This window comes from Pseudomonas sp. GW821-FHT03A09 (genome assembly GCF_059421065.1).
On the sequence record NZ_JBWKUX010000004.1, the window covers coordinates 500,465 to 525,958 of the forward strand.

The 25,494-nt window shown below is 59.7% G+C and carries 22 protein-coding genes; 5 read left to right on the top strand and 17 right to left on the bottom strand.

Annotated elements, in window-relative coordinates:
* Positions 1 to 71 precede the first annotated feature (71 nt).
* The 6 genes from acpP to AC07V4_RS10180 form a co-directional block, all read right to left on the bottom strand.
* Positions 72 to 308, bottom strand: coding sequence for an acyl carrier protein (gene acpP / locus AC07V4_RS10155; protein ID WP_003175607.1), 237 nt, complete (start codon positions 306 to 308; stop codon positions 72 to 74).
* A 192-nt stretch (positions 309 to 500) separates the two neighbouring features.
* Entirely contained in the window at positions 501 to 1,244 is a 744-nt protein-coding gene (gene fabG / locus AC07V4_RS10160) for a 3-oxoacyl-ACP reductase FabG (RefSeq protein ID WP_492635741.1), read from the bottom strand.
* A gap of 24 nt (positions 1,245 to 1,268) precedes the next feature.
* On the bottom strand, positions 1,269 to 2,207 hold the full coding sequence (fabD, locus tag AC07V4_RS10165; protein ID WP_492635740.1) for an ACP S-malonyltransferase: 939 nt from the start codon (positions 2,205 to 2,207) through the stop codon (positions 1,269 to 1,271).
* Positions 2,208 to 2,333: 126 nt separating this feature from the next.
* Positions 2,334 to 3,344 (bottom strand): phosphate acyltransferase PlsX, encoded by a 1,011-nt coding sequence (plsX, locus tag AC07V4_RS10170; protein WP_492635739.1) that lies wholly within the window; start codon positions 3,342 to 3,344, stop codon positions 2,334 to 2,336.
* 4 nt (positions 3,345 to 3,348) lie between these two features.
* Positions 3,349 to 3,531, bottom strand: coding sequence for a 50S ribosomal protein L32 (gene rpmF, locus AC07V4_RS10175; RefSeq protein ID WP_003179396.1), 183 nt, complete (start codon positions 3,529 to 3,531; stop codon positions 3,349 to 3,351).
* A gap of 13 nt (positions 3,532 to 3,544) precedes the next feature.
* Positions 3,545 to 4,075: a YceD family protein gene (locus AC07V4_RS10180; RefSeq protein ID WP_010566563.1), complete on the bottom strand. Its 531-nt coding sequence runs from the start codon at positions 4,073 to 4,075 to the stop codon at positions 3,545 to 3,547.
* A gap of 105 nt (positions 4,076 to 4,180) precedes the next feature.
* Here AC07V4_RS10180 and AC07V4_RS10185 point away from each other — a divergent pair, with 105 nt between their 5' ends.
* Positions 4,181 to 4,759 carry a Maf family protein gene (locus AC07V4_RS10185; protein WP_492635738.1) on the top strand — a complete coding sequence of 193 codons (579 nt, stop codon included), beginning with the start codon at positions 4,181 to 4,183 and terminating at the stop codon, positions 4,757 to 4,759.
* Positions 4,760 to 4,892: 133 nt separating this feature from the next.
* Here AC07V4_RS10185 and AC07V4_RS10190 read toward each other — a convergent pair whose 3' ends face one another.
* Genes AC07V4_RS10190 through rluC form a run of 3 tightly spaced genes read right to left on the bottom strand, consistent with a single transcriptional unit; the run spans position 4,893 to position 7,506 of the window.
* Entirely contained in the window at positions 4,893 to 5,876 is a 984-nt protein-coding gene (locus AC07V4_RS10190) for a S49 family peptidase (protein WP_492635737.1), read from the bottom strand.
* Between the two features lie 21 nt (positions 5,877 to 5,897).
* Positions 5,898 to 6,560 (bottom strand): HAD-IA family hydrolase, encoded by a 663-nt coding sequence (locus AC07V4_RS10195; protein ID WP_492635736.1) that lies wholly within the window; start codon positions 6,558 to 6,560, stop codon positions 5,898 to 5,900.
* Positions 6,547 to 7,506, bottom strand: a complete 960-nt coding sequence (gene rluC, locus AC07V4_RS10200) for a 23S rRNA pseudouridine(955/2504/2580) synthase RluC (protein WP_492635735.1) — start codon at positions 7,504 to 7,506, stop codon at positions 6,547 to 6,549. Before rluC ends, AC07V4_RS10195 begins: the two co-directional genes overlap by 14 nt.
* 759 nt (positions 7,507 to 8,265) lie before the next feature.
* On the opposite strand from rluC, the gene rne reads away from it, so the two are divergent.
* The gene (gene rne, locus AC07V4_RS10205) at positions 8,266 to 11,376 is read left to right on the top strand and encodes a ribonuclease E (protein ID WP_492635734.1); all 3,111 of its coding nucleotides are present in this window, start codon (positions 8,266 to 8,268) and stop codon (positions 11,374 to 11,376) included.
* A gap of 101 nt (positions 11,377 to 11,477) precedes the next feature.
* Here rne and AC07V4_RS10210 read toward each other — a convergent pair whose 3' ends face one another.
* The 3 genes from AC07V4_RS10210 to AC07V4_RS10220 form a co-directional block, all read right to left on the bottom strand.
* Positions 11,478 to 12,068 (bottom strand): nucleotidyltransferase family protein, encoded by a 591-nt coding sequence (locus AC07V4_RS10210; protein ID WP_492635733.1) that lies wholly within the window; start codon positions 12,066 to 12,068, stop codon positions 11,478 to 11,480.
* Positions 12,065 to 13,051, bottom strand: coding sequence for an XdhC family protein (locus AC07V4_RS10215; protein ID WP_492635732.1), 987 nt, complete (start codon positions 13,049 to 13,051; stop codon positions 12,065 to 12,067). The genes AC07V4_RS10210 and AC07V4_RS10215 overlap by 4 nt, the downstream gene beginning before the upstream one ends.
* 139 nt (positions 13,052 to 13,190) lie before the next feature.
* Entirely contained in the window at positions 13,191 to 14,522 is a 1,332-nt protein-coding gene (locus AC07V4_RS10220) for a dicarboxylate/amino acid:cation symporter (RefSeq protein WP_492635731.1), read from the bottom strand.
* Between the two features lie 339 nt (positions 14,523 to 14,861).
* Between AC07V4_RS10220 and AC07V4_RS10225 the strand changes: the two genes are divergently transcribed.
* The gene (locus tag AC07V4_RS10225) at positions 14,862 to 15,860 is read left to right on the top strand and encodes an AraC family transcriptional regulator (RefSeq protein ID WP_431751120.1); all 999 of its coding nucleotides are present in this window, start codon (positions 14,862 to 14,864) and stop codon (positions 15,858 to 15,860) included.
* Between the two features lie 120 nt (positions 15,861 to 15,980).
* Here AC07V4_RS10225 and AC07V4_RS10230 read toward each other — a convergent pair whose 3' ends face one another.
* The 3 genes from AC07V4_RS10230 to AC07V4_RS10240 are packed head-to-tail and all read right to left on the bottom strand — an operon-like array spanning position 15,981 to position 18,328.
* Positions 15,981 to 17,327, bottom strand: coding sequence for an ATP-binding protein (locus AC07V4_RS10230; RefSeq protein ID WP_492635730.1), 1,347 nt, complete (start codon positions 17,325 to 17,327; stop codon positions 15,981 to 15,983).
* Positions 17,324 to 18,001, bottom strand: coding sequence for a response regulator transcription factor (locus tag AC07V4_RS10235; protein WP_060756320.1), 678 nt, complete (start codon positions 17,999 to 18,001; stop codon positions 17,324 to 17,326). The genes AC07V4_RS10230 and AC07V4_RS10235 overlap by 4 nt, the downstream gene beginning before the upstream one ends.
* Before the next feature lie 18 nt (positions 18,002 to 18,019).
* Positions 18,020 to 18,328 carry a hypothetical protein gene (locus AC07V4_RS10240; RefSeq protein WP_492635729.1) on the bottom strand — a complete coding sequence of 103 codons (309 nt, stop codon included), beginning with the start codon at positions 18,326 to 18,328 and terminating at the stop codon, positions 18,020 to 18,022.
* 136 nt (positions 18,329 to 18,464) lie between these two features.
* On the opposite strand from AC07V4_RS10240, the gene AC07V4_RS10245 reads away from it, so the two are divergent.
* Positions 18,465 to 19,181, top strand: coding sequence for a 4'-phosphopantetheinyl transferase family protein (locus tag AC07V4_RS10245; RefSeq protein ID WP_492635728.1), 717 nt, complete (start codon positions 18,465 to 18,467; stop codon positions 19,179 to 19,181).
* 81 nt (positions 19,182 to 19,262) lie between these two features.
* On the opposite strand, the gene AC07V4_RS10250 is transcribed toward AC07V4_RS10245, so the two are convergent.
* Together AC07V4_RS10250 and AC07V4_RS10255 are read right to left on the bottom strand one after the other, a co-directional pair.
* Entirely contained in the window at positions 19,263 to 20,873 is a 1,611-nt protein-coding gene (locus AC07V4_RS10250) for an ATP-binding protein (protein WP_492635727.1), read from the bottom strand.
* Positions 20,870 to 21,595 carry a response regulator gene (locus tag AC07V4_RS10255; protein WP_431751125.1) on the bottom strand — a complete coding sequence of 242 codons (726 nt, stop codon included), beginning with the start codon at positions 21,593 to 21,595 and terminating at the stop codon, positions 20,870 to 20,872. The genes AC07V4_RS10250 and AC07V4_RS10255 overlap by 4 nt, the downstream gene beginning before the upstream one ends.
* Positions 21,596 to 22,191: 596 nt before the next feature.
* Here AC07V4_RS10255 and AC07V4_RS10260 point away from each other — a divergent pair.
* Complete coding sequence (locus AC07V4_RS10260) at positions 22,192 to 25,086, top strand: ribonucleoside-diphosphate reductase subunit alpha (RefSeq protein WP_492635726.1); 2,895 nt, start codon at positions 22,192 to 22,194, stop codon at positions 25,084 to 25,086.
* Positions 25,087 to 25,494: the final 408 nt, after the last annotated feature.

Sequence of the window (25,494 nt, forward strand, 5' to 3'; positions counted from 1 at the left end):
GCTAAAGAAAAAACCGCACGCCGTTACAGCAGTGCGGTTTTTCCCTGACAGCAAGCGACGACTACAAACTATTACGCCTGGTGGCTAGTAACGTAGTCGATAGCAGCTTGAACAGTAGTGATTTTTTCAGCTTCTTCGTCCGGGATTTCGGTCTCGAATTCCTCTTCCAGAGCCATCACCAGCTCAACGGTGTCAAGGGAGTCGGCACCCAGGTCTTCAACGAAGGAAGCAGTGTTTACCACTTCTTCTTCTTTAACGCCCAGTTGCTCGGCAACGATTTTCTTGACGCGCTCTTCGATGGTGCTCATACCTTGTTTTCACTCCTAATGGACAAATTCAGGCAGCTGGCCAGTGGGTAAGTGTATAGAAAGCCATTTCAGCTTTTCAACTGAAAGCTTCACCCTGTACCCGGTCGGCCACCTGCCTATAAATTAAGTTGCAGCTTTATAACGGATTTTAGACAGCTCGTATGACATTTTTTTGAAGCGATCCGTCACAATTTAACTCATGTACATCCCGCCGTTCACCGGGATTGTAGCCCCGGTCACGTATGCCGCACCGTCGGATGCCAGGAAAGTGACCACATTCGCGATCTCTTGAGCCTGGCCCAGACGGCCCAGCGGAATCTGCGTCAGCAACGCTTCACGCTGTGCTTCCGGCAGTTCGCGGGTCATATCGGTGTCGATGAACCCAGGGGCCACCGAGTTGACCGTAATCGACCGCGAACCGACTTCACGCGCCAATGCACGGCTGAAACCTTCCAGGCCGGCCTTGGCGGAGGCGTAGTTTACTTGGCCTGCGTTGCCCATGGCACCCACTACGGAACCAATATTGATAATTCGGCCCCAACGCGCCTTGGTCATGCCACGCAAAACGCCCTTGGACAAGCGAAACAGACTGTTCAAGTTGGTATCGACCACGTCGTACCACTCGTCGTCTTTCATACGCATCATCAGGTTATCGCGGGTGATGCCGGCGTTGTTCACCAGAATCGCCGGAGCGCCGAATTGTGCGGTGATCTCGGTCAGCACAGCAGCCACGGACTCATCACTGGTCACGTTCAGCTCAAGGCCGGTGCCTTGTACGCCGTGTTCCTTCAGGGTCGCGGCGATACGCTCGGCACCCGAAGCGGAGGTGGCGGTGCCGATCACGACAGCGCCCTGACGGCCCAATTCCAGGGCAATCGCCTGGCCAATGCCACGGCTGGCGCCGGTAACCAGTGCAACTTTACCTTGCAGACTCATGCAGGCTTCTCCTAAGTGTGGGGATCAGGCCAGTGCCGCGCGAGCGGCAGCGAAGGCATCCGGGGTATTGAGGTTGGCAGTCGACACGCCGTCGGCGCAACGCTTGTTCAAGCCGGCCAGGACTTTGCCTGGGCCGCACTCGACCAGTTCGGTGGCACCATTGGCGGCCAGGGTCTGAACCGATTCAACCCAGCGTACAGGCTTATAGAGCTGTTCCAGCAGGTCACGCTTGAGGGTGTCGAGGTCGGCGGCCACGGCTGCGCTGACGTTCTGCACCAATGGGATCTGCGGCGCTTGCCAATTGATGGCGGCGATGGACTCGGCAAAACGCTCGGCGGCCGGGCGCATCAGTTCGCAGTGGGATGGCACGCTCACTGGCAACGGCAGCGCACGCTTGGCACCGCGGGCCTTACAACCTTCGATGGCACGCTCAACAGCCGCCTTGGCACCGGCGATGACCACCTGGCCAGGGGAGTTGAAGTTCACGGCGCTGACCACTTCGCCCTGGGCCGCTTCGGCGCAGGCAGCAATCACATCAGTATCTTCCAGACCCAGGATAGCGGCCATGCCGCCCTGCCCGGCCGGAACGGCTTCCTGCATCAGCTGGCCGCGACGCTCGACCAACTTGACCGCTTCACCGAGGGTCAAGCTGCCCGCGGCAACCAAGGCACTGTATTCACCCAGGCTATGACCGGCAACGAATGCCGGACGCGCGCCGCCTTCTGCCAGCCACAAGCGCCACAAGGCGATGGAAGCGGTCAGGATGGCCGGCTGGGTTTTGTCGGTTTGATTGAGCTGTGCTTCCGGCCCTTGCTGGGTCAGTGCCCACAGGTCGTAACCCAGGGCATCGGAAGCTTCCTTGAAGGTTTCCAGGATCAGCGGGTATTGCGCGCCCAGCTCGGCCAACATGCCGAGGGACTGCGAGCCCTGCCCTGGAAAGACGAATGCGAGGGATGTAGACATGTAACAAGCCCCTAATGATCTGGTCGTCAAAAATGCTCACTCCTACGGTGGGAGCGAACGAAACTGACAGATTGGATGGTCAATTGAACTGGCCGGTCACATTTAAGCACTCCCGGGCCGATTCGCCTAAGGCAACAGATCCTCAAGACGGCCGTGCAAACGCTGCGGCAGGTTTTCCTGAATTTCGATTACGGCGCGTGCAATCGCACTTTGAAAGCCCTCAACACCCGCCGAACCATGGCTTTTCACCACAATGCCCTGCAAGCCGAGAAAGCTGGCACCATTATGCCGCGCCGGTGCCAAGTCAGCCTGTAAGCGACGCATCAACGGCAATGCCAGGGCGCCAACTGCACGCGAAGCCAGGTTTCGCTTGAACAACACCTCAATACGCGTAGCGATCATGGTCGCCAAGCCTTCACTGGACTTGAGCAGGATATTGCCGACAAATCCGTCGCACACCACCACATCCGCCTCGCCCCGGTACAAACCGTCGCCTTCGACAAAGCCGATGTAATTCAGCCCACGCGCGCCCTGCAACAGCGTAGCCGCTAGCTTGACTTGCTGGTTGCCCTTGATGTCTTCGGTGCCGATATTCAGCAGGGCCACCCGCGGCCGCGTCACACCCAGCGCTTCGGCGGCCACCGAACCCATCACAGCGAACTGGAACAGATGCTCGGCGCTGCAATCGACGTTCGCGCCCAAGTCCAGCAGTTGGCAATAGCCCTTCTGCGTCGGAATCGCCGCTACCATCGCCGGCCGATCAATGCCAGGCAGCGTCTTGAGCACATAGCGCGACAGCGCCATCAAGGCGCCAGTGTTCCCAGCGCTGACACAAGCCTGCACCTTGCCATCACGCAACAGTTCCAAGGCTACCCGCATCGAGGAGTCAGGTTTGCCACGCAAGGCTGTCGCCGGTTTTTCATCCATGCCGATGGTTTCGCTGGCCGGAATAATCGTCAGGCGCGCGCGATCCACCGCCGGATGGCTGGCAATCAGTTCTTCAAGTAGGGAGTGTTGACCGACAAGGGTCAGGTGCAGCGAGGGCGTTGCAGACAGACTGGCAATGCAAGCCTGAACAATGCTGCGGGGACCGAAGTCCCCGCCCATTGCGTCAATCGCGATGACTTGAGCGGACAAGTGATTACTCGTCAGCGCCCTTGTCGATCACTTTACGGCCACGGTATACGCCTTCTGGCGATACGTGGTGACGCAGGTGAACTTCACCGGTGGTCTTTTCTACGGACAGGGTGCTTGCCTCGAGAGCGTCGTGCGAACGACGCATGTCACGGGCGGAGCGGGATTTTTTGTTCTGCTGAACAGCCATAATTGATTAACTCCTAAACGTTTGGGTCACGCTTTAACTGCGCCAATACACTGAACGGGTTGGACCGCGTTACCTCGTCCTCGCTCGGTTCGGGCTCGTCATCGAGGCCCGCCGGCTGCTGGCATTCTTCCGGATGATGAGCAGGCACAATGGGCAAGGCGAGCAAAAGCTCCTCCTCGATCAGTGCATGCAGATCCAAAGGATCTTCGCCCAGTTCCAGCACGTCATAACCTTTCGGCAACGACTGGGTATTCGCACCCTCCTTCACCACAGCATAACTGCACTCGCTGTGGATCGGCAGGGTGACCAGCTCAAGACAACGCTGGCAAACCATTTTGACTTCGGTGTCGATAAAACTGTGGATTACCACAGATTTACGTTCATCTCGTTCAAAAACGAATTTGGCCTGCACCGTACCGACAGTGTCGGAAAGCGGGTCGCAGAGTCTCTCCAAATCGGCCAGCAGCAGTTCACCTTGAAGGGAAGTGCCACGATCAGCCAATTTGCGCGGGTCAACGTGAGGTGGAATCGGGTCATTCAACATAGGCGCAGCATTATAGGGATGCACCCAGCCATGTCAAAGGAAATTCAGCCCTGTGCGTCAGCCGGTCGCCCCGCTAGAATCGGCGGCTGCCTTGAGGAGACGCCCATGCTGCCTTTATTACTCGCATCCAGCTCGGTTTATCGCCGGGAATTGCTGAGCCGCCTGCACTTGCCATTCATCTGCAGCTCGCCGGATATCGACGAAAGTCATCGTGCAAATGAGTCTGCCGTGGAACTGGTCAAGCGCTTGGCCACACAGAAAGCTCGCGCACTGGCGACTAGCCATCCAGGGCATTTAATCATCGGCTCCGACCAGGTGGCCGCGCTTGAAGGGCGCATTATCGGCAAACCCCACACATTTGAAAACGCCCGCGAACAATTACTGGCCGCCAGCGGCAAGCGGGTCAGCTTCCTGACCGGACTGGTGTTGCTGAACACCGAGACGGGACGCTGCCAGGTCGATTGCGTACCGTTTACCGTGCATATGCGTAAGCTCGACGTAGAGCGGATCGAGCGCTACTTACGGACTGAGCAACCCTATGACTGCGCGGGCAGCTTCAAGGCCGAAGGGCTGGGCGTGAGCCTGTTTCAGAGCACCGAAGGGCCGGATGCGACCAGCCTGGTCGGCTTGCCACTGATCCGACTGGTCGACATGCTGCTCGCTGAAGGCGTGGAGATCCCCTAAGGACACCACAAAATCAAATGTGGGAGAGGGCTTGCCCCCGATTGCGGCGGATCAGCTACAGATTAGCTGACTGATCCTCTGCTATCGGGGGCAAGCCCCCTCCCACACTTTGAGCTATGCCAGCCTCAGGATTTCAGCGCAGGGTCGGCCCCTGGAAGCCCATGTAAAAGGCCAGCTTTTCCGCCACGCTGGCGCCGAGCCGCTTGGAGAACCGATCAAACGGCGACTCCTCGACCGTGAAATCCACCAGTTCCTTCTCGCCAATCACATCCCGCGCCACCGAACTGGCACTGCCCAAGCCATCGATCAAGCCCAGCGGTAACGCCTGCTCGCCCGACCACACCAGCCCGGAAAACAACTCCGGATGCTCTTTATCCTTCAGGCGATCACCACGCCCCTGCTTCACGCTGGCAATGAACTGGCGATGAGTGGTGTAGAGCACACCTTGCCAGAACTGGGTTTCGTCGGCCTTTTGCGGCTGGAACGGGTCAAGGAACGACTTGTGCTCACCTGAAGTGTAAGTGCGGCGCTCCACTCCCAACTTCTCCATGGCCCCGACAAAACCGTAACCGGCAGCCGTCACACCAATGGAGCCGACCAGACTGGCCTTGTCGGCATAGATCTGATCGGCGGCGCTGGCAATGTAATAAGCCCCCGAAGCCCCCAGGTCGGAGATCACCGCATACAGCTTGGTATCCGGGTGCAGCGCGCGCAGACGGCGAATCTCGTCGTAAACATAGCCCGACTGCACAGGACTACCGCCCGGGCTGTTGATACGCAGGATCACGGCCTTCACCTTGGAATCTTCAAACGCAGCACGCAGAGCGCTGACAATATTGTCGGCGCTGGCGGACTCCTTGTCGGCAATCACCCCGCGCACCTCGATCAACGCGGTGTAGTGGCTGCCACGGGTAGCGCTTTTTTCAACATCCATCAGTGGACTGAACAGCGCCAGCATGGCGATGAGCCAGACAAAGGTCAGCAGCTTGAAGAAAATCCCCCAACGTCGCGCACGACGCTGCTCCTGGACGCTGGCCAGGAGGGTTTTCTCCAGCAACTTCCAGCTCTTTTCATCAGCGCTTTCGGCCTTTTCAGGCGCTTTCCACTCGTCACTCATGCCATTAACCCCAGCAAAGACTTATCGGGCCTGACTGAGCCAGGCCTGCAATTCGGAAAAATGATCAATCGTCAGCCGAGGCTCGTATTGCTGCAAGGCCTCAGCCGCCTGGGCACCATAGCTGACAGCCACACTGTCCATGCCAGCGTTGCGCGCCATCATCAAGTCGAAGGACGCATCCCCCACCATCAACGCCTGACGCGGCGCCACGCCGCAATGGGTCAGGATCTGTTCCAGCATCAGAGGGTGAGGCTTGCTGGCAGTTTCATCGGCTGCACGAGTGATATCGAAATAATCCTCAAAGCCGTGGGCCTTGAGCACCCGGTCCAGCCCGCGACGAGCCTTGCCGGTGGCGACAGCCAAGTGATAGCCCTCGGCGCGGAACGCCTCAAGGGATTGCCTTACCCCCTCAAACAACGGCGAAGGTTCGGCTTCCAAGGCAATGTAGTGATCGGCGTAGTGCTGACGAAACGCTATCAGCTCTTCGTCATCGATCTCCGGGTACAACGTGCGTATCGCTTCAGGCAAACCCAAGCCGATGATGCCCTTGACCGCCAGGTCGCTGCACAGTGCATAGCCGGAACGGGTCGACGCCATGTGCATCGACTCGACGATGCGACCAATGGAGTCGGCCAGCGTGCCATCCCAATCAAAAACCAGCAGCTTGTAGTCAGGGTGCGGCACTCAAACGCTCCACGGTCTTGGCCCACATCTCATCGACCGGCGCCTGCAACTTCAGCTCTCCGCCATCGGGCAGCGGCACGGTGAGCATGTAGGCGTGCAGGAACAAACGCTTGCCACCCAGGTCGCGAATTTCCTTGGAGAAATCCTCGTCACCGTACTTGGTGTCGCCCGCAATGCAGTGACCGGCGTGCAGGGTGTGCACGCGAATCTGGTGGGTACGACCGGTGACCGGCTTGGCCTCGACCATCGTGGCGAAGTCACCAAAACGGCGCAGCACCTTGAACAGGGTCAGGGCTTCTTTGCCCTCCTCGTCCACTTCCACCATGCGCTCGCCGGAACGCAGGTTGCTCTTCTGCAACGGTGCTCGGACGCTTTTGATCGAACTGGCCCAATTGCCGCGCACCAGCGCCATGTAGCGCTTGTCCACGCCATCGCCACGCAGGGCGGTGTGCAGATGGCGCAGCATGCTGCGCTTCTTGGCGATCATCAGCAGGCCGGAAGTATCGCGATCCAGGCGATGGACCAGTTCCAGCTCCTTGGCATCAGGTCGCAATTGACGGAAAGCTTCGATCACGCCGAAATTCAGGCCACTGCCGCCGTGAACCGCAATGCCGCAAGGCTTGTTGATCACGATCAGCTTGTTGTCTTCAAAGACAATCGAGGCTTCCAGGCGTTGCAACAGCCCTTGGGCCAGCGGAACAGGTTCGTCACGCTCCGGCACGCGGACCGGTGGCACACGGACGATATCGCCCGCCTGCAGCTTGTACTCGGGCTTGATCCGGCCCTTGTTCACGCGCACTTCGCCTTTTCGCAAGATGCGGTAAATCAAGGTCTTGGGCACGCCTTTGAGCCTGGCCAGGAGAAAATTATCGATGCGTTGGCCGGCATATTCCGGCGAGACCTCAAGCAGCTGGACGCTGGGGGTCTGGGGGTCGGGAGTCGTCATGGCGGCGATGATAACAATTTTTTATGGAATTGAAGCACTTAATCATTGCTGCTATAGTCGCGAACGCCGCCAAAAGCGGCCTGGCCAGAGGACTTGCGGCAAATTGCCGGCCCTGACCATCGCAATTCATCAGGACGCGAGGCCGTCCTACGGGGCTTTCGCCACCTTGGAAGGCTCGGGATTGTAACAAGCGCAGGTGACATGAGGCCTGAAGCGAGTGCAGAAAGCAGAGTGAATACTCGCGTTTTGCGCCGATATTTACGGCCAGTTCACAAAGTGCAGTCAGTCTTGAACCAGACCATGGCGAATGCTTCGGAAACAACGCCTGTTAAGAGCTGAGTGAGAGCGCAATCGCCCACACCTAGTCTTGTTTAGCCATGAGCGTGGACTCCCCATTGGAGAACACGGTAAATGCCAACCCGCTGCGGATTCTGCGCGCGGCAGCACCCGAATTATCAGGGATACGTGTAGGGTGGAGATGCACAACCGTCGGACCGTGTAGCACTAGGCTTATATTTAGACGCTTCATCTCGTCCACAGTCGCCGGTTGATTCCTCCTCCTGACCTTAGCTTTTGTTGAAGTGGTGCCTTTGTCACCACCGCTAACAAGCAGGACGCGTCCGTCGCGATACCAGCCCAATTGGCCGGTGTTTGCTGGACACTGGAGTGGCCAACCACTCTTGACGCACCTGACACCGACCGTGAGAAGTCGTGTGTGCCGAACGCCGTTTCCGGCAGCCCGGAAACCGACGGTACAACATGAAAAGAATGCTGATTAACGCAACTCAACCCGAAGAGTTGCGTGTTGCACTGGTAGATGGCCAACGCCTCTACGACCTGGACATCGAATCCGGTGCACGCGAGCAAAAGAAGGCCAACATCTATAAAGGCCGTATTACTCGCATCGAACCAAGCCTTGAGGCTGCCTTTGTCGATTTCGGCTCCGAGCGCCACGGCTTCCTGCCCCTGAAAGAAATCTCCCGCGAATACTTCAAGAAAGCCCCTGAAGGCCGCGTGAACATCAAGGACGTCCTGAGCGAAGGCCAGGAAGTCATCGTCCAGGTCGAGAAAGAAGAACGTGGCAACAAGGGCGCTGCCCTGACCACCTTCATCAGCCTCGCCGGCCGTTACCTGGTCCTGATGCCGAACAACCCACGCGCTGGTGGCATCTCCCGTCGCATCGAAGGTGAAGAGCGCAACGAACTGCGTGAAGCGCTGAACGGCCTGATCGCACCCGCCGACATGGGCCTGATCGTTCGCACTGCCGGCCTGGGCCGCAGCAGCGAAGAAATGCAGTGGGACCTCGACTACCTGCTGCAACTGTGGACCGCCATCAAAGAAGCGTCCCTGGACCGTTCCGCGCCGTTCCTGATCTACCAGGAAAGCAACGTGATCATCCGCGCCATCCGCGATTACCTGCGCCAGGACATCGGCGAAGTGCTGATCGACAGCGTTGAAGCCCAGGACGAAGCCCTGACCTTCATCCGCCAGGTGATGCCGCAGTACGCCAGCAAGATCAAGCTGTACGAAGACAGCGTCCCGCTGTTCAACCGTTTCCAGATCGAAAGCCAGATCGAAACCGCCTTCCAGCGCGTGGTCGAACTGCCTTCCGGTGGCTCCATCGTGATCGACCCGACCGAAGCCCTGGTGTCCATCGACATCAACTCGGCCCGTGCGACCAAAGGCAGCGACATCGAAGAAACCGCCCTGCAGACCAACCTGGAAGCGGCTGAAGAAATCGCCCGCCAGCTGCGCCTGCGTGACATCGGCGGCCTGATCGTGATCGACTTCATCGACATGACCCCTGCCAAGAACCAGCGCGCCGTGGAAGAGAAAGTCCGCGAATGCCTGGAAGCTGACCGTGCCCGCGTACAGGTCGGCCGCATCTCGCGCTTCGGCCTGCTGGAAATGTCCCGTCAGCGCCTGCGTCCATCCCTGGGCGAGAGCAGCGGCATCGTTTGCCCGCGTTGCAACGGCACCGGCATCATCCGTGACGTTGAATCGCTGTCCCTGGCGATCCTGCGCCTGATCGAAGAAGAAGCCCTGAAAGACCGCACCGCCGAAGTCCGCGCCCAGGTGCCGATCCCGGTTGCAGCTTTCCTGCTCAACGAAAAACGCAACTCGATCACCAAGATCGAACTGCGCACCCGTGCCCGTATCGTGATTCTGCCGAACGATCACCTGGAAACGCCGCACTTCGAAGTACAGCGCCTGCGTGACGACAGCCCTGAAGCCCACAGCGGCCAGTCCAGCTACGAGATCGCTGCTGCCGCTGCCGAAGTGGAAGAAGTCCAGCCAGCCGCTGCGACCCGCACCCTGGTTCGCCAGGAAGCTGCAGTCAAGACTGCGCCGGCTCGCGCCAACGCACCGGTTCCGACCGAAGTCGCCGCACCGGTTGCCGCACCGGCCGCACTGCCTGAGCCAAGCCTGTTCAAGGGCCTGGTGAAGTCGCTGGTCAGCCTGTTCGCCACCAAGGAAGAGCCAGCCGCTCCGGTTGTGGTTGAAAAACCAGCTGCCGAGCGCCCGGCGCGTAACGAAGAACGTCGCAACGGTCGCCAGCAGAGCCGTAACCGCAACGGTCGTCGTGACGAAGAGCGCAAACCGCGCGAAGAACGTGCACCGCGTGAAGAACGCGCGCCACGTGAAGAGCGTGCACCTCGCGAAGCCCGTGAAGAGACCCCGACTGTAGAACGTGCACCGCGCGAAGAGCGCGCACCACGCACTCCACGTGCCCCACGCGAAGACCGCAAGCCACGTGGCGAGCGTGAAGAGCGTGTACGTGAACTGCGCGAGCCGCTGGACGCCGTGCCAGCCGTTGCCGGTGCAGCGGTTGTCGCCGAAGAACGCCCGGCTCGCCAGCCGCGTGAAGAGCGTGCGCCTCGCGAGGAACGTCAACCACGCCCACCGCGTGAAGAGCGTCAACCACGTGCCGAGCAAGCCGCTGCCGCCAGTGAAGAAGAAGTGCTGACCGGCGAAGAGCAACTGCAGGACGACGGTCAGGAAGGCGCCGAAGGTGATCGCCCACGCCGCCGTTCCCGCGGTCAGCGTCGTCGCAGCAACCGTCGTGAGCGTCAACGCGATGCCAACGGCAATGTGATCGAAGGTTCGGAAGAAGCTGGCGAAAACGCAGAAGCCGCTACTGGTGAACCAACTGGCGCAGAACTGGCTGCCGGTCTGGCCGTTACCGCCGCTGTTGCCAGCTCGGTCATCAGCGCTCCAGCTGAAGCCCATGCACACGAGCAGGCTGAGCGCGCTACCGCTGCTATCGAAGAAACCGTGGTTGTTGAGACAGCTGTTGTCGAGACGGCAGTGGTTGAAGCACCTGTCGTTGAAGCGCCAGTCGTGGAAGCACCGGTGGTCGAAGCCACTACCCCAATCGAAGCGCCGGTTGTTCCGGAAGTGGAAGTTGCACAGGCTCCTGTAGTCCAGCCAGAAGTTGAAGTGGCGGCTGTTGAGCCAGCACCTGTGGTTGAGCCTCAGCCAGTCGTTGAAGCCGCGGTTGAAGCACCGGCTGTCGAAGCCGCTCCAGAAGTACGGGAAGTTCGTGAAGAACAGACCGCCTTCCAATGGCACGCTGAACCAGCAGCACCGGTTGAAGCACCAGCCCCTGTGGTAGAAGAAGCACCAGCACCGGTTGCTGAAGTCGTGGTTGCCGAGCCAGCCCCAGTGGTTGAGCCCGCTCCGGTCGCTGAACCAGCGCCAGTGGTTGAAGCGCCGGTGGTTGAAGCCGCACCGGTCAGCGCCCTGACCGAGAACGGCCGTGCACCGAACGACCCACGTGAAGTGCGTCGTCGTCGCAAGGAAGCTGAAGCCGCCGCTGCCGCTGCCGCTGCACAGGAAGCAGAACACGAGAGCAAACCTCTCGTCTGATTCCAGCAGCAATTAAAAAGCCCCGCCTGATCACTCAGGCGGGGCTTTTTAATGCAGTGGAATCCGATCAAATATGGGAGGGGGCTTGCTCCCTCTCACATTTAGATAGGCTTGAAACTCAAGGACTGCGGCACATCGATATCCCAAAGCACACCAACATCTTCGACCAGCACTTCGTTCACTATCGCCTCAGCAAACAACGACCTGGCCCCGCGATCCCCGCTCAGCGCCATCAACCCTGGCCCAAATTCCCGGCCGAACGCCACAGGATGCCCATACCGTCCCTCCTGTACGGGCACGCTGATGCCGCCCTGCTCCATCCCATCGATCACCCGCTCAATGCTCGACGGTTGGATAAATGGCATATCCCCCAGTACCACCAGCCAGCCGTCCGACGGGCTACTGGCTGCAACCGCTGCGGCAATACTGTCGCCCATGCCGGCTGAATGAAGCAGCAAAACTTCGCAGCCATGCGCCTCAGCCAAGCGGATAACGTCCGAACGCTCCGGAGAGGTCACCAACCAGCGCCTGACAACGCCCACGGGCAAATTCCTCAGCACCTGCTCGATCACCGGCCGAATCACGCCATCCAGGCCTACGCAATCGGCCAATAACTTGTCTTTATCAGGCCCGGCCTCGGCGCGGAAACGACTGCCCTGCCCCGCCGCGAGCACAATCGCAGCGACTGTCACTGCGCCACCACCGGCATCGGTTTCTTCTGCATCGGCGCCACACCGTTCTTGATCGCGACAATTTCCGCCATCAACGACAAGGCGATTTCCGCCGGTGTGTGACTACCAATATGCAAACCGATCGGCCCATGCAAACGTGCTATGGCCTCCGCCGATACTCCCAGAGCTGCCAGGTTTTCCCGACGTTTCTGGGTATTGACCCGCGACCCGAGAGCACCGATGTAGAACGCCGCAGAATTCAACGCCGTGAGCAGCGCCATATCATCCAGGCGCGGATCATGGGTCAGGCAAACAATAGCCGTGCGTTCATCCGTCTGGATATTCAACACCGCTTCATCCGGCATGCCCGGTACAAAGCGACCATGCTGCTCTTCCCAGCCATAGACAAACTCTTCCCGCGGGTCACAGATGAGCACTTCGAAATCCAGCAAACGCGCGATTTCTGCTACATAGCGCGACAGTTGTCCGGCGCCGATCAACAGCAGCCGCCAGCGCGGGCCGTAGATAGCCCGCAGGTGTTCGCCATCGAAGCTGACCACATCATCCTTGCCGGCCTCACTCAGGGTCACGGCACCGGTCACCAGGTTCAGCTCCCGGGCAACGATCTGGTGATCCTCACAGCGCGCCAGTAGCTGTGCGACCCACTGCCAATCGTCTACTCGCTCTTCGGTCAGGCGCAACGTGCCACCGCACGGCAGGCCAAAGCGCGCCGCCTCATCGCGGGTGACGCCGTAGGTCACCAGTTGTACCGGTGGGCCGCCGTCGGGCAGGCGACCGTCCTGCAGGCGTGCGATCAAGTCATCCTCGATGCAGCCGCCAGACACCGAGCCGATCACCACCCCATCGCCACGCAGTGCCAGCATGGCCCCCGGTGGACGTGGTGCACTCCCCCAGGTCTGGACCACGCTGTACAACACCACCCGCTGCCCGGCGCGTCGCCATTCGAGCACGCTGCGCAGGACATTCAGATCCACACTGTCCACAAAACCTCCTGCAAGCGTTACAACCGATTCGCCTACTGTAAAACAAAAGCCATCAACGTGACGCGCCACAAACGCAAACGCCCCGAACCAGTCGGGGCGTTTGCGGATGGCTTCGGCGTCAGTTCACGCCGGCAGCGACTTACTTGATGGCTGGAGCAGGACCTTCGGCCACACCCAGGTCATCTTCCGGACGGGTATCGGAGATCCCGGTACCACCGGACGCCAGCTCGCTTTGCAGCTTGTCGGTGTCCAGCTCCTTGACCCACTTGGCCACAACGATGGTAGCAACGGCATTACCCACCAGGTTGGTCAGGGCGCGGGCTTCGGACATGAAGCGGTCGATACCCAGGATCAGCGCCAGGCCAGCCACCGGCAGGTGACCTACGGCCGACAGGGTGGCCGCCAGTACGATGAAGCCCGAACCGGTCACGCCCGCAGCACCTTTGGAGGACAGCAGCAGTACCAGCAACAGGGTGATTTGATGGGTGATGTCCATGTGAGTGTCAGTCGCCTGGGCGATGAACACGGCAGCCATGGTCAGATAGATCGAAGTACCGTCGAGGTTGAAGGAGTAGCCGGTCGGGATCACCAGGCCTACTACGGATTTCTTCGCGCCCAGACGCTCCATCTTGATCAGCATGCGTGGCAGTGCGGATTCGGAGGAGGAAGTACCCAGTACGATCAACAACTCTTCACGGATGTAGCGCACCAGCTTCAACACGCTGAAACCATGGGCGCGGCAGATGGCACCCAGCACCACGACCACGAACAGGATGCAGGTGATGTAGAAGCAGATCATCAACTGGCCCAGTTGCACCAGGGAACCTACACCGTAGGCGCCGATGGTGAATGCCATGGCACCCAGGGCACCAATTGGCGCGAGCTTCATGATCATGTTGATGATGTTGAACATCACGTGGGCGAAGCGATCGATGAAGTCCAGCACCGGTTTGCCGTAAGCGCCCAGGCGATGCAGGGCAAAACCGAAGATCACCGAGAACATCAGCACTTGCAGGATGTCACCGTTGGCAAAGGCGCCAACAATCGTGTTCGGGATCACATTGAGGATGAAGCCCACCACGCTCTGGTCTGCACCAGCGGTCACGTAGGCCGCGACTTTCGAGGCGTCCAGGGTCGCCACGTCGATATGCATGCCGGCGCCCGGTTGCACGACGTTGACCACGACCAGGCCGATCAGCAAGGCGATGGTGGAAACAATTTCGAAGTACAGCAGCGCGTAGCCGCCGGTTTTGCCGACCGATTTCATGCTTTGCATGCCAGCGATACCGCTGACAACGGTGCAGAAGATGATCGGGGCGATGACCATTTTGATCAGCTTGATAAAGCCGTCACCCAGTGGCTTGAGGGCCACGCCGGTCTGCGGGTAGAAGTGACCAAGCAAAATACCGATAACGATTGCAACGATCACCTGGAAATACAGGGATTTGTACAGTGGCTGACGAGTCGTCATTGCAAAGTTCCTCAATCGTCCCGTGTGGCAAATATCCGCCATTGCCCACGACACTTGAATTGCGAACCCTCCTGCACTGGAGGGATTTGTTGTTTGCGCCGCCGGTAGGACCGAACCTGCGCTGCCATTTCTTATCGCAAACGCCGTGCCACTTTCGTCAAATCCGCTGAAGGCCTTTAGACATCAGGGCTGAGGGTTTTCAAACGCTCCCCACAGCCTCTGACAGGTGGCGGATTTCCGCCCACTCGTCCAATCCCGTCCTACAATTTGGCGGATATCCGCCTTGTCGCACCACCCAGTGATGGCTAACATCCGCCACTCCATGGACGAGGCCCTCACATGCGTGAACGTACCATCGCCAGTCACTACGCCCGAGCAGCCCTCGGTGGTGCGCGCCGGGCGGGCTACGACTATTGCGCCCTGTTGCAACAGGTGGGCATTACCCCGGAGTTGCTGACCGAGCCCCGCGCCCGCATTGCTCCGGAGCAATTCACCCGGCTCTTGCAAATGCTTTGGCTGGCGCTTGACGACGAATACCTGGGCTTCGCCGAGGGGTCGAGTAAACGCGGCACCTTCGCCATGATGTGCCACGCGCTGATTCACTGCCGCACCCTGGAGAAGGCTCTGGAACGCGGTTTATTATTTTATAGCCTATTCCCACAAGGTCCGCGCTGGCAGCTGACAAGAGAAGGCGACATGGCTCGCCTGAGCCTGGATGACTCTCAGCTGTGGGACCCTGATCACTTCCTGAGTGAATGCCTGCTGGTGATCTGGCATCGCCTGGGGAGTTGGCTGATCGGCCAGCGAATCCGGTTGCATCAGGCAACCTTCAGCTACCCGATGCCGGCCCATGCCGGCGAGTATGACCTGCTCTTCCCCTGCCCTCAGGAGTTCAGTGCACCAAGCAGCAGCCTGGTGTTTCCCAGCCGCTATTTGAGCCTGCCGCTGTTGCAGGATGAACGCACGCTCAAGCATTTTCTGGAGCGCTCACCCGCTGACTTGCTATCACGGCCGGATGAAGGCGACAGCTTGAGCAGCCAGCTGCGCCGCTTGTTGAGCCGTGACCGCACGCCCTGGCCGGACCTGGAGGCCGTGGCCCAGCACCTGCACATCAGCCCGCAAACCCTGCGCCGGCATTTGCGGGAAGAAGGCACCAGCTTCCAGGCACTCAAAGATGAATTGCGGCGAGACATCGCCATTTATCACTTGGGAAGAGCCAATTTGTCCTTGCAGGAAATCGCCGAACAACTGGGGTTTTCCGAACCCTCGGCGTTTCATCGAGCCTTCAAGAAGTGGACAGGGCTTACGCCTGGGGCTTATCGCGCGCAAGAAAGTTAGAGGCGCTTTGGCTGGACGGACGCTATCGCGGGCAAGCCCGACTCCCACATTTAATGGTGTGAACCCGATCAAATGTGGGAGCTGGCTTGCCTGCGATGGGGCCAGCACAGCCAGTAGGGATCACAGGGCAGGAAAGTGAATCTTGAACGCCGCCCCACCCAACGGCGAATCCCCCAGGGTCAGGCGCGCGCCGTAGCTTTCAATGATGTCCTTGACCACGGCCAGCCCAATCCCCTGCCCTGGGTGCTGACGATCCAGCCGCTCGCCACGTTGCAGAATGCGTGCGCGCTGGTCCGGTGGCACGCCGGGGCCATCATCTTCGATACACAGCTCGGTGCCTTCCAGGTTTTCCACCAGGCTGATGCGCACTTCGCTCAAGCAGAGCCGGTAGGCGTTTTCCAGCAGGTTGCCAAGCATTTCGAGCAGGGCGCCTTTCTCGATGGGCACATCACATTCGTCCGGCAAGTCAAAGGACACCGTGACACGCTTGTCGCGGTATACCTTGTCCAGGGTGTCGCACAGGCTTTGCAACACCGGCGCCAGGCGTACCTGATGGCGTACCAGGCCACTTTTGCGCAGGCTGGCGCGTTGTAACTGGTAGCCGATCTGCTGGCTCATGCGTTCGATCTGCGATTGCAAAACCCAGGCCTGGCCGCGCTCTTCGGGGCGCTGGGCCATGTCCTCGCTGACACCTTGCAATACCGCCAGCGGGGTTTTCAGGCTGTGAGCAAGGTCGTCAAGGGAATCGCGATAGCGCGCACGCTGCTCACGCTCGCTGTGCAGCAAACGGTTGAGGGAGCCGGTGAGACGTAGCAATTCGCGGGGGTGTTCTTCGGTAAGGCTTTCGCGGGTACCACTTTCAATCTGGTCCAGCTCCTGGCTCAAGCGCCGCAGGGCTTGCAGGCCCCATGTCAAACCCAGCCAGAGCAACGTCAACAGCACAAGCAAGGCAGCGCCGAACCCCAGATAGAGGTTTTCCCGTAGCCCCTCAAGGGTCAGCTGATATTCGCGCACAGGTTGCAGGGCGACGATGCTGAACGCTGCGCTTTTACCACCGAGCAGCTTGACCTCGACGTCATACACAAAAAACTCCTGACCGTTGGCCTCGCGGATGCGTGCAAATTCATTGCCGCGCCCGTCGTAACGCGGCCGATAGTTGATGTTTTCTTCCTGGGTCGCCCGCGAACGCCACACCAGATGGCCTTCGCGGTCGTAGATATAGCCCAGCAGCCGACTGTCGGTGAGGTTGAAACGCTCATCGGGCAACTGCGCAGGCATCAGCAACCGGTTGTTTTCAACCCGTGCCGCCGAGATCAACGTCGTGACGTCCGAGGCCAGGCGCTGCTCGATAGAATCTTGCAACGCCAGGCTGAAAGCGCCTTGCATGGCGGGCAACAAGCCCAGCATAAACAGCACGGCCAGGGTGGCGGCCGCCAGCATCAGGCGTATACGAAGCGAGCGAATCAACGGCAGCGCTCATTGAACAGGTAGCCCAAGCCGCGCACGGTGTCGATCGGCTTGAACCCCGCCGGGCCTTCCAACTTGCGACGCAAGCGGCCCACCAGCACTTCAATGACATTCGGATCGCGCTCGTCATCATCGGGGTAGAGCTGCTCCATCAGGCGGTCCTTGGCAACGACCTGTTGGTGGTGGCGCATCAAGTATTCGAGAATCCGGTACTCATAGGCGGTCAACGCCAGGGGCTGCTCATCCAGGGAGGCTTGCTTGCGATTGAGGTCCAGCAACAAGGGGCCCGCAACAATCGTAGACTGAGTGAAGCCACTGGAGCGGCGCAGCAAGGCATTCATCCGCGCCTCCAGTTCTTCGAACTGGAAGGGCTTGACCACGTAGTCGTCGGCGCCGGCGGCCAGGCCTTCGACTTTGTCCTGCCAGTTGCCACGAGCCGTGAGAATCAGGATCGGGAAGCTCTTGGCCTGGGTGCGCAATTGGCGGATCAGGTCCAGGCCACCCATGCCGGGCAGACCCAGATCGATGATGGCCAGGTCGTGGTTGAACTGGCCGGTCTGGTACAAGGCTTCTTCGGCATTGGCCACGGCCTCGACCACGTGCCCACTGTCGGTCAGGCGGGTCAACAGGTGATGACGCAACAGCGCCTCATCTTCCACCACCAGCAATTTCATAAGGCTCTCCAAGGCGATTCAACTGTCCGACAGAGGGATATCATAGCGGCCCTGCAAGTCTTGCGGGCGCAGTTTAATGCCATTGTATTGGCCCGTCAGGTGTTCGTAGCCGGTGCGGTAGCCCGGTTGCGGGACGGTCTGCCCGAGCAGTTGGCCCCACGGCGCGGCCTGACTGCCCGCGTCTTCAAAGCTGACACGGTGGATCAGGTTGCTGGACTTCTTGGTTTTCTCGCCGCCAAATGCCGCAAAGGCACCGTCCGAAGCCTGCACTCCGGCAGTGGCACTGAGCATGGTTAATGCCAACATCAGCTGTTTGATCGCAGTCATGGGGTCACCTCTATGCGTTTGGCTGTTGGAGCCAGACTACGCACGCGCCCCTGAACTCCCCCTGAACGGGCTCTGAACCTCGCCTGAACCGGGGCGGGCTATCCACTGGCGTACCAACTGAAGCAAAATACCGCCCATGACGCCCCTACCCGCTTGCTGCACCCCACTCGATGCCCATTGGCCGCTGCCAGAGCCATTGCCGGGCACGGTATTTCTCAGTACCCGATTCGACCCGGCCTTATTGATTGCCGATGACTTCCAGCGCAGCGCCGTGCCGCCGCCCCCCAGCATCCAGCGCTCGGTGGCCAAGCGTCAGGCCGAGTTCCTGGCCGGCCGCGTGTGTGCCCGCATGGCGCTGCAACAACTTGACCGACTCGATTGCGTCCCAGCCATCGGCGAAGACCGGGCGCCGGTGTGGCCTGGGCATATCAGCGGCTCTATCACCCACAGCACCGGGCATGCCGCCGCAATCGTCGGCTACAAGGCACAATGGCGCGGGCTGGGGATGGACCTGGAGAACCTGTTGAGCCTGGAGCGGGCGGAACGCTTGGCCGGGGAGATTCTCACCGCCGATGAACTGCAACGCATGGCAACCATGCCGCGTGAGCAGATCGCCCTGTTGGTAACGCTGACGTTTTCGCTCAAGGAAAGCTTGTTCAAGGCGCTCTACCCGATTGTGCAGAAACGCTTCTACTTTGAGCATGCCGAGGTGCTGGCATGGTCCGACGCAGGTCATGTGCGATTGCGTTTGCTCACGGACCTGTCGGCCGAGTGGTGTCATGGCACGGAACTGGAGGGGCAGTTTGCAGTAGTTGGGGATCAGCTGTTGAGTCTGGTGGCTATCGGCGCTTGATAGCCCGCTATCGGGGGCAAGCCCCCTCCCACAGGGAAATGCATTCCAAATGTGGGAGGGAGCTTGCTCCCGATGGCGGTGTCAGGATTTATCTTGGTCCCTCGGCCAACTCAGGCTGAAGCACGCCCCGCCCAGGTTGTTGCTCTTGCTGATCAACGCACGCCCGCCGTGCCAATAGATGATCCGTCGCACAATCGACAAGCCCAGGCCATGCCCGCCCGAGGCACGGGTGCGACTGTCATCCAGGCGCAGAAAGGGTGTGAAGATGCGCTCCCAGGCACTTTCCGGCACGCCCGGGCCATCATCTTCCACATCGATGCGGCAGCGCACCTGGCCTACCTGGTAGCTGATCAACACCTGGCCTTGGGCGTGACGCATGGCGTTGCTCACCAGGTTCTGCAAAGCACGGTGTAAATAACGCGGTTCGGCATCGACCCAGGCGTCCTCCCAATGCGCCGAAGACAGGCACACACCCCGACTCACGTTCACCTGCGGGCGCAGTGGCGACAATTCGCCGATGACCTGATCGAGTAAAGCGTTGAGGTCGATGCGTTGGAAATTCAGCTCCGGCGCACCTTGCTCCAGGCGTGCATAGGTGAGCATTTCGTCCACCAGGCCATCAAGGTCCTGGATATCACTGTCCATCCCCTCCATGTACTTGCGCCGTGCCTCGGGGGTGGCGGCGTCACCGATCATCTCCAGGCCAAAGCGCAGGCGCGCCACTGGAGTACGCAATTCGTGGGACACCGCACGCACCAGTTCACGCTGGATCGCCAGCAACTGCTGCAGGTGCTCAGCCATGCCATTGAAGGCCGCCGCCAGACGCCCGACCGAGTCCGCCCCACGGGCCGGCACGCGCACCTCCAGGCTGCCTTTGGCAATCCGCGTAGCCGCCGCTTCCAGCCCCCGCAGACGCTGCTCCAACTGACGCACCAGGAAATACACAATCAAGCCGATCAGAGTCAGGCTGATCAGTGCAATCAGGATCAGCCATTGCACCGGATAAGGGTTCATTTGATACAACGGGCCGATTTCCAAGACCCAGGGCGTGCCGACCATACCGGCGAACACGCGGATCGAATCACCGCCCTTGCCCAAGGCCATCACCGTATCGCCTTCCGACACACGACGGCGTTGGTCGTCATCCATGTCGGCCTGGTCAAGGGCCATCAAGTGCATCTCGAAGCCAAAACCCTTGGCCTCCTTCAGGTCGGCCAATCGCTGCGGCTGCTCCGCCACCGGGAAACGCACCAGTTCATCAGCCAATAAATAGATAGTCGCACGCGCCAATTGCTCACTGATCTGCTGCACTTCGCCGGTCAACACCAACGACTCCTGTTCACTGACCAGACGCAAGACACGTGCGGCATGGGGCCCGGTCTGCTCCACCAGCACCTGACCACGTTGCAGGCGATTGCGCTGGGTCAGATCCAGATGGGCGTCATTAAGAGGGCGCAGCTCCAGGGGAATCCCCAGCAAACGCTCCCACACCGCCAGGGCGCGTTGGCGCTCGATGGGGCTCATGGGTTGCAGGTTGTCGCCCATCAAGGCAAAGGTGCCGTGGGCCAGGCGCTCGCGGTACTGGCCGCTGCGCACCTCATTGAGCAAGTGCAGCGCCAGCACGCCCAGCAGTGCCACCAGAATCAGCGCCGCGCACATGCCACCGTAGATGCGCAGAAAGATCGAGTTCACAGCGACATATCGGCAGCAGCTTCGGGGACGAACAAATAGCCTTTGCTGCGAATGGTCTTGATCAGGCGCGGATGAATCGGGTCGTCGCCTATTTTCGGGCGAATGCGTGAGATACGCACATCTATGGAGCGGTCCTGGCCGTCGTAGCCGATGCCGCGCAGGGCGATAAAGATTTCTTCGCGGGACAGAATGCGTCCGGCATTCGCCACCAACAGCCATAACAGGTCGAACTCGGCGCTGGTCAGCTCGATACCACCGTTGTGCAACCAGGCTTCGCGCAAGGCGTTGTCCACCACCAATGGGCCGAATTGCAAGCGGCGCTGGCTCTCCACGGTGACAGGTTCGGGCGGCTCACTACGGCGCAGCAGGGCCTGGATGCGCGCCAATAACAGGCGCGGGCGCACGGGCTTGCACACGTAGTCGTCGGCGCCCATGTCCAGGCCCTGTACCTGGTCCATGTCATCAGTACGTGCGGTGAGCATCAGGATCACGCCGTCGTAGTCTTCGCGCACCTTGCGGCAGATGCTCAGGCCGTCTTCACCCGGCAGCATCAGGTCGAGGATCACCAGGTCCGGTTGTTCGGCGATGATGCGGGCCGCGGCCAGTGCACCATCGCTTTCCACCGCTACCTGCAAGCCATTGCTCTCCAGATAATCACGGGTCAACTCGGCCAGTCGCTCGTCGTCCTCGACAATCAATATTTGCCAGGCTTCTTGCTCCACGGGGGATCCTCGTCGCGATATAGGATGTGGGAGGGAGCAAGCCCCCTCCCACTTGATCTTCGCCAGCCACACCTTATTTGTAATGTTTAGAAGGCATAACAAAGACCGATTGTAGCCACGGGCCAGCCCTCTAGCACAAGCCTGGAAATCCACTCGGTGATCGTGTTTTTTTGTGATAGGGTTCGCGCCCTTCGAAAAACGGCCAGTTGTTTTGAGCCCGAAACATTTAATGACAAACGGTGCAATCCAGCAGTAATGCGGCCTACACGGGCATTGAACCTTTCTTACACATTTTACTCACAACGTTATCCACAGGTTACTGCGTTGCTAACCCCTCGAAAACGCATTATCTTGTACCTCGGCGACAGACAAGACCCTACATGTGGGGTTTTTGACCAAAGCGCCTAACCACACAAGTGGCTCGAAATTCAAGCGCTTTATTTGCTAGCGCGGCGTGGAACCAACAGATTTTCAGTAGACCAAACCGCTCACGCGGATGGCAGCTGTTCTCCATCCCCGACATGGAAAACGGTACGGGTGTTGCAGGAAAAAGCCTGGCACTCGCAATCAAATATAGAACGTGGAGACAACCCCCCATGCAAACCGACACAACTCGCGAGAACCCGCAAGGCTCTGTGCCGCAGGCCGCTGATTCAAACCTGGATCTGTCCGCCACTGCACCTGGCCAATTGCGTGTGATCAAGCGTAACGGCACTGTCGTTCCTTACACCGATGACAAAATCACCGTCGCCATCACCAAAGCGTTTCTTGCAGTTGAAGGCGGCACCGCTGCTGCCTCGTCGCGCATCCACGACACCGTTGCCCGCCTGACCGAGCAGGTCACTGCGACCTTCAAGCGTCGCATGCCTTCGGGCGGCACCATCCACATCGAAGAAATCCAGGACCAGGTCGAATTGGCCCTGATGCGTGCCGGCGAGCAAAAAGTGGCGCGCGACTACGTGATCTACCGTGACGCCCGCTCCAAGGAACGTGCCGTGCGCTCCCCGGCTGAAGAAGCTGCGGTACAAGCTCACCCATCGATCCGCATCACCCTGGCCGACGGTTCTTTTGCACCGCTGGACCTGGGTCGCCTGAACACCATCATCACCGAGGCCTGCGAAGGCCTGGAAGAAGTCGACGGTGACCTGATCCAGCGCGAAACCCTGAAGAACCTGTACGACGGCGTGGCCCTGACCGACGTCAACACCGCGCTGGTGATGACCGCCCGTACCCTGGTTGAACGCGAGCCGAACTACTCGTTCGTGACCGCACGCCTGCTGATGGACACCCTGCGTGCCGAAGGCCTGGGCTTCCTGAAAGTCGCCGACAGCGCCACCCACCACGAGATGGCCGACCTGTACGCCAAGGCCCTGCCTGCCTACATCGCCAAGGGTATCGAATTCGAATTGCTGAACCCGGTCCTGGCCACCTTCGACCTGGAAAAACTCGGCAAGGCGATCAACCACGAGCGTGACCAGCAGTTCACCTACCTGGGCCTGCAAACCCTGTACGACCGTTACTTCATCCACAAGGACGGCGTACGCTTCGAACTGCCGCAAGTGTTCTTCATGCGCGTGGCCATGGGCCTGGCGATCGAAGAGAAGCAGAAAGAAGACCGTGCCATCGAGTTCTACAACCTGTTGTCGTCCTTCGACTACATGTCGTCGACCCCGACCCTGTTCAACGCCGGCACCCTGCGTCCACAGCTGTCCAGCTGCTACCTGACCACCGTGCCGGATGACCTGTCGGGCATCTACCACGCGATCCACGACAACGCCATGTTGTCCAAATTCGCCGGTGGCCTGGGCAACGACTGGACGCCGGTGCGTGCACTGGGTTCGTACATCAAGGGCACCAACGGCAAGTCCCAGGGCGTTGTACCGTTCCTGAAAGTTGTGAACGACACCGCCGTCGCCGTGAACCAGGGTGGCAAGCGCAAAGGCGCTGTCTGTGCCTACCTGGAAACCTGGCACATGGACATCGAAGAGTTCATCGAGCTGCGTAAGAACACCGGTGATGACCGTCGTCGTACCCACGACATGAACACCGCCAACTGGATCCCTGACCTGTTCATGAAGCGTGTCTTCGATGACGGCAAGTGGACCCTGTTCTCACCATCCGAAGTGCCAGACCTGCACGACCTGACCGGTAAAGCCTTCGAAGAGCGCTATGAGTACTACGAAGCCCTCACCGAGTACCCAGGCAAGGTCAAGCTGTTCAAGACCATCCAGGCCAAAGACCTGTGGCGCAAAATGCTGTCCATGCTGTTCGAAACCGGCCACCCATGGCTGACCTTCAAGGACCCATGCAACCTGCGCAGCCCGCAGCAGCACGTGGGCGTGGTCCACAGCTCGAACCTGTGCACCGAGATCACCTTGAACACCAACAAGGACGAGATCGCTGTTTGCAACCTGGGCTCGATCAACCTGCCGAACCACATCGTCAACGGCAAGCTGGACACCGCGAAGCTGGAGCGTACCGTCAACACCGCAGTTCGCATGCTCGATAACGTGATCGACATCAACTACTACTCGGTGCCACAGGCGCAGAACTCCAACTTCAAGCACCGTCCGGTCGGCCTGGGCATCATGGGCTTCCAGGACGCGCTGTACCTGCAGCACATTCCTTACGGTTCGGACGCTGCGGTCGAGTTCGCCGACAAGTCCATGGAAGCGGTCAGCTACTACGCGATCCAGGCTTCCTGCGACCTGGCCGACGAGCGCGGCGCCTACGAGACGTTCCAGGGTTCGCTGTGGTCCAAAGGCATCCTGCCGCTGGATTCGCAACAGATCCTGATCGAAGCCCGTGGCCAGAAGTACATCGACGTTGATCTGAACGAAACCCTGGACTGGGCGCCGGTACGTGCCCGTGTGCAGAAAGGTATTCGTAACTCCAACATCATGGCCATCGCACCGACCGCCACCATCGCCAACATCACTGGCGTATCGCAGTCGATCGAACCGACCTACCAGAACCTGTATGTGAAATCGAACCTGTCGGGCGAATTCACCGTGATCAACCCGTACCTGGTTCGCGACCTCAAGGCCCGCGGCCTGTGGGACTCGGTCATGATCAACGACCTGAAGTACTACGACGGTTCCGTGCAGCAGATCGAGCGTATCCCGCAAGAACTCAAAGAGCTCTACGCGACCGCCTTCGAAGTGGACACCAAGTGGATCGTTGACGCCGCCAGCCGTCGTCAGAAGTGGATCGACCAGGCCCAATCCCTGAACCTGTACATCGCTGGCGCTTCGGGCAAGAAACTGGACGTGACCTACCGCATGGCTTGGTACCGTGGCCTGAAAACCACTTACTACCTCCGTGCCCTGGCTGCGACCAGCACCGAGAAGTCGACCATCAACACCGGTAAGCTGAACGCTGTTTCCAGCGGCAACCACGGTGATGATTCGGTACTCGCTGCCCCAGCCGGTCCGGCGCCAGTGCCAAAAGCCTGTGCGATCGACGAGCCGGATTGCGAAGCTTGCCAATAAGCTGAGCCGGTTCCTGGTGTAACCACCCGGAACTGAAAAACCCCCGATAGACCCTGGATGCAGTTGGGTTTATCGGGGGTTTTCTTTTTGCTATTTGAATGCGTAGGCATTGCCCTCTTGAGGTGCTCCCCCTCTCCCGCCCCACAGCTCTATGCGCCCCCTATTACCGCCATTGAATGACCGCCATAATCCACAACACCCAACTTACCGCTTACCAATTGAAGTGGCGCGCGCCCTCGGTAAAGGGCTTGTTGGTCATGGGTTCGCTGCCGCCGAAATCGCGTGGATCAACCCTGATGTCACCCCCACCACCACCGCCCCCTCCCACCTTGATTGCCCGATCCAATCAGTGGCGAGACGGGTACCAGAGGTTCCTGAGCCAGCAACTCAGTGAGTTACCCTCGGTGT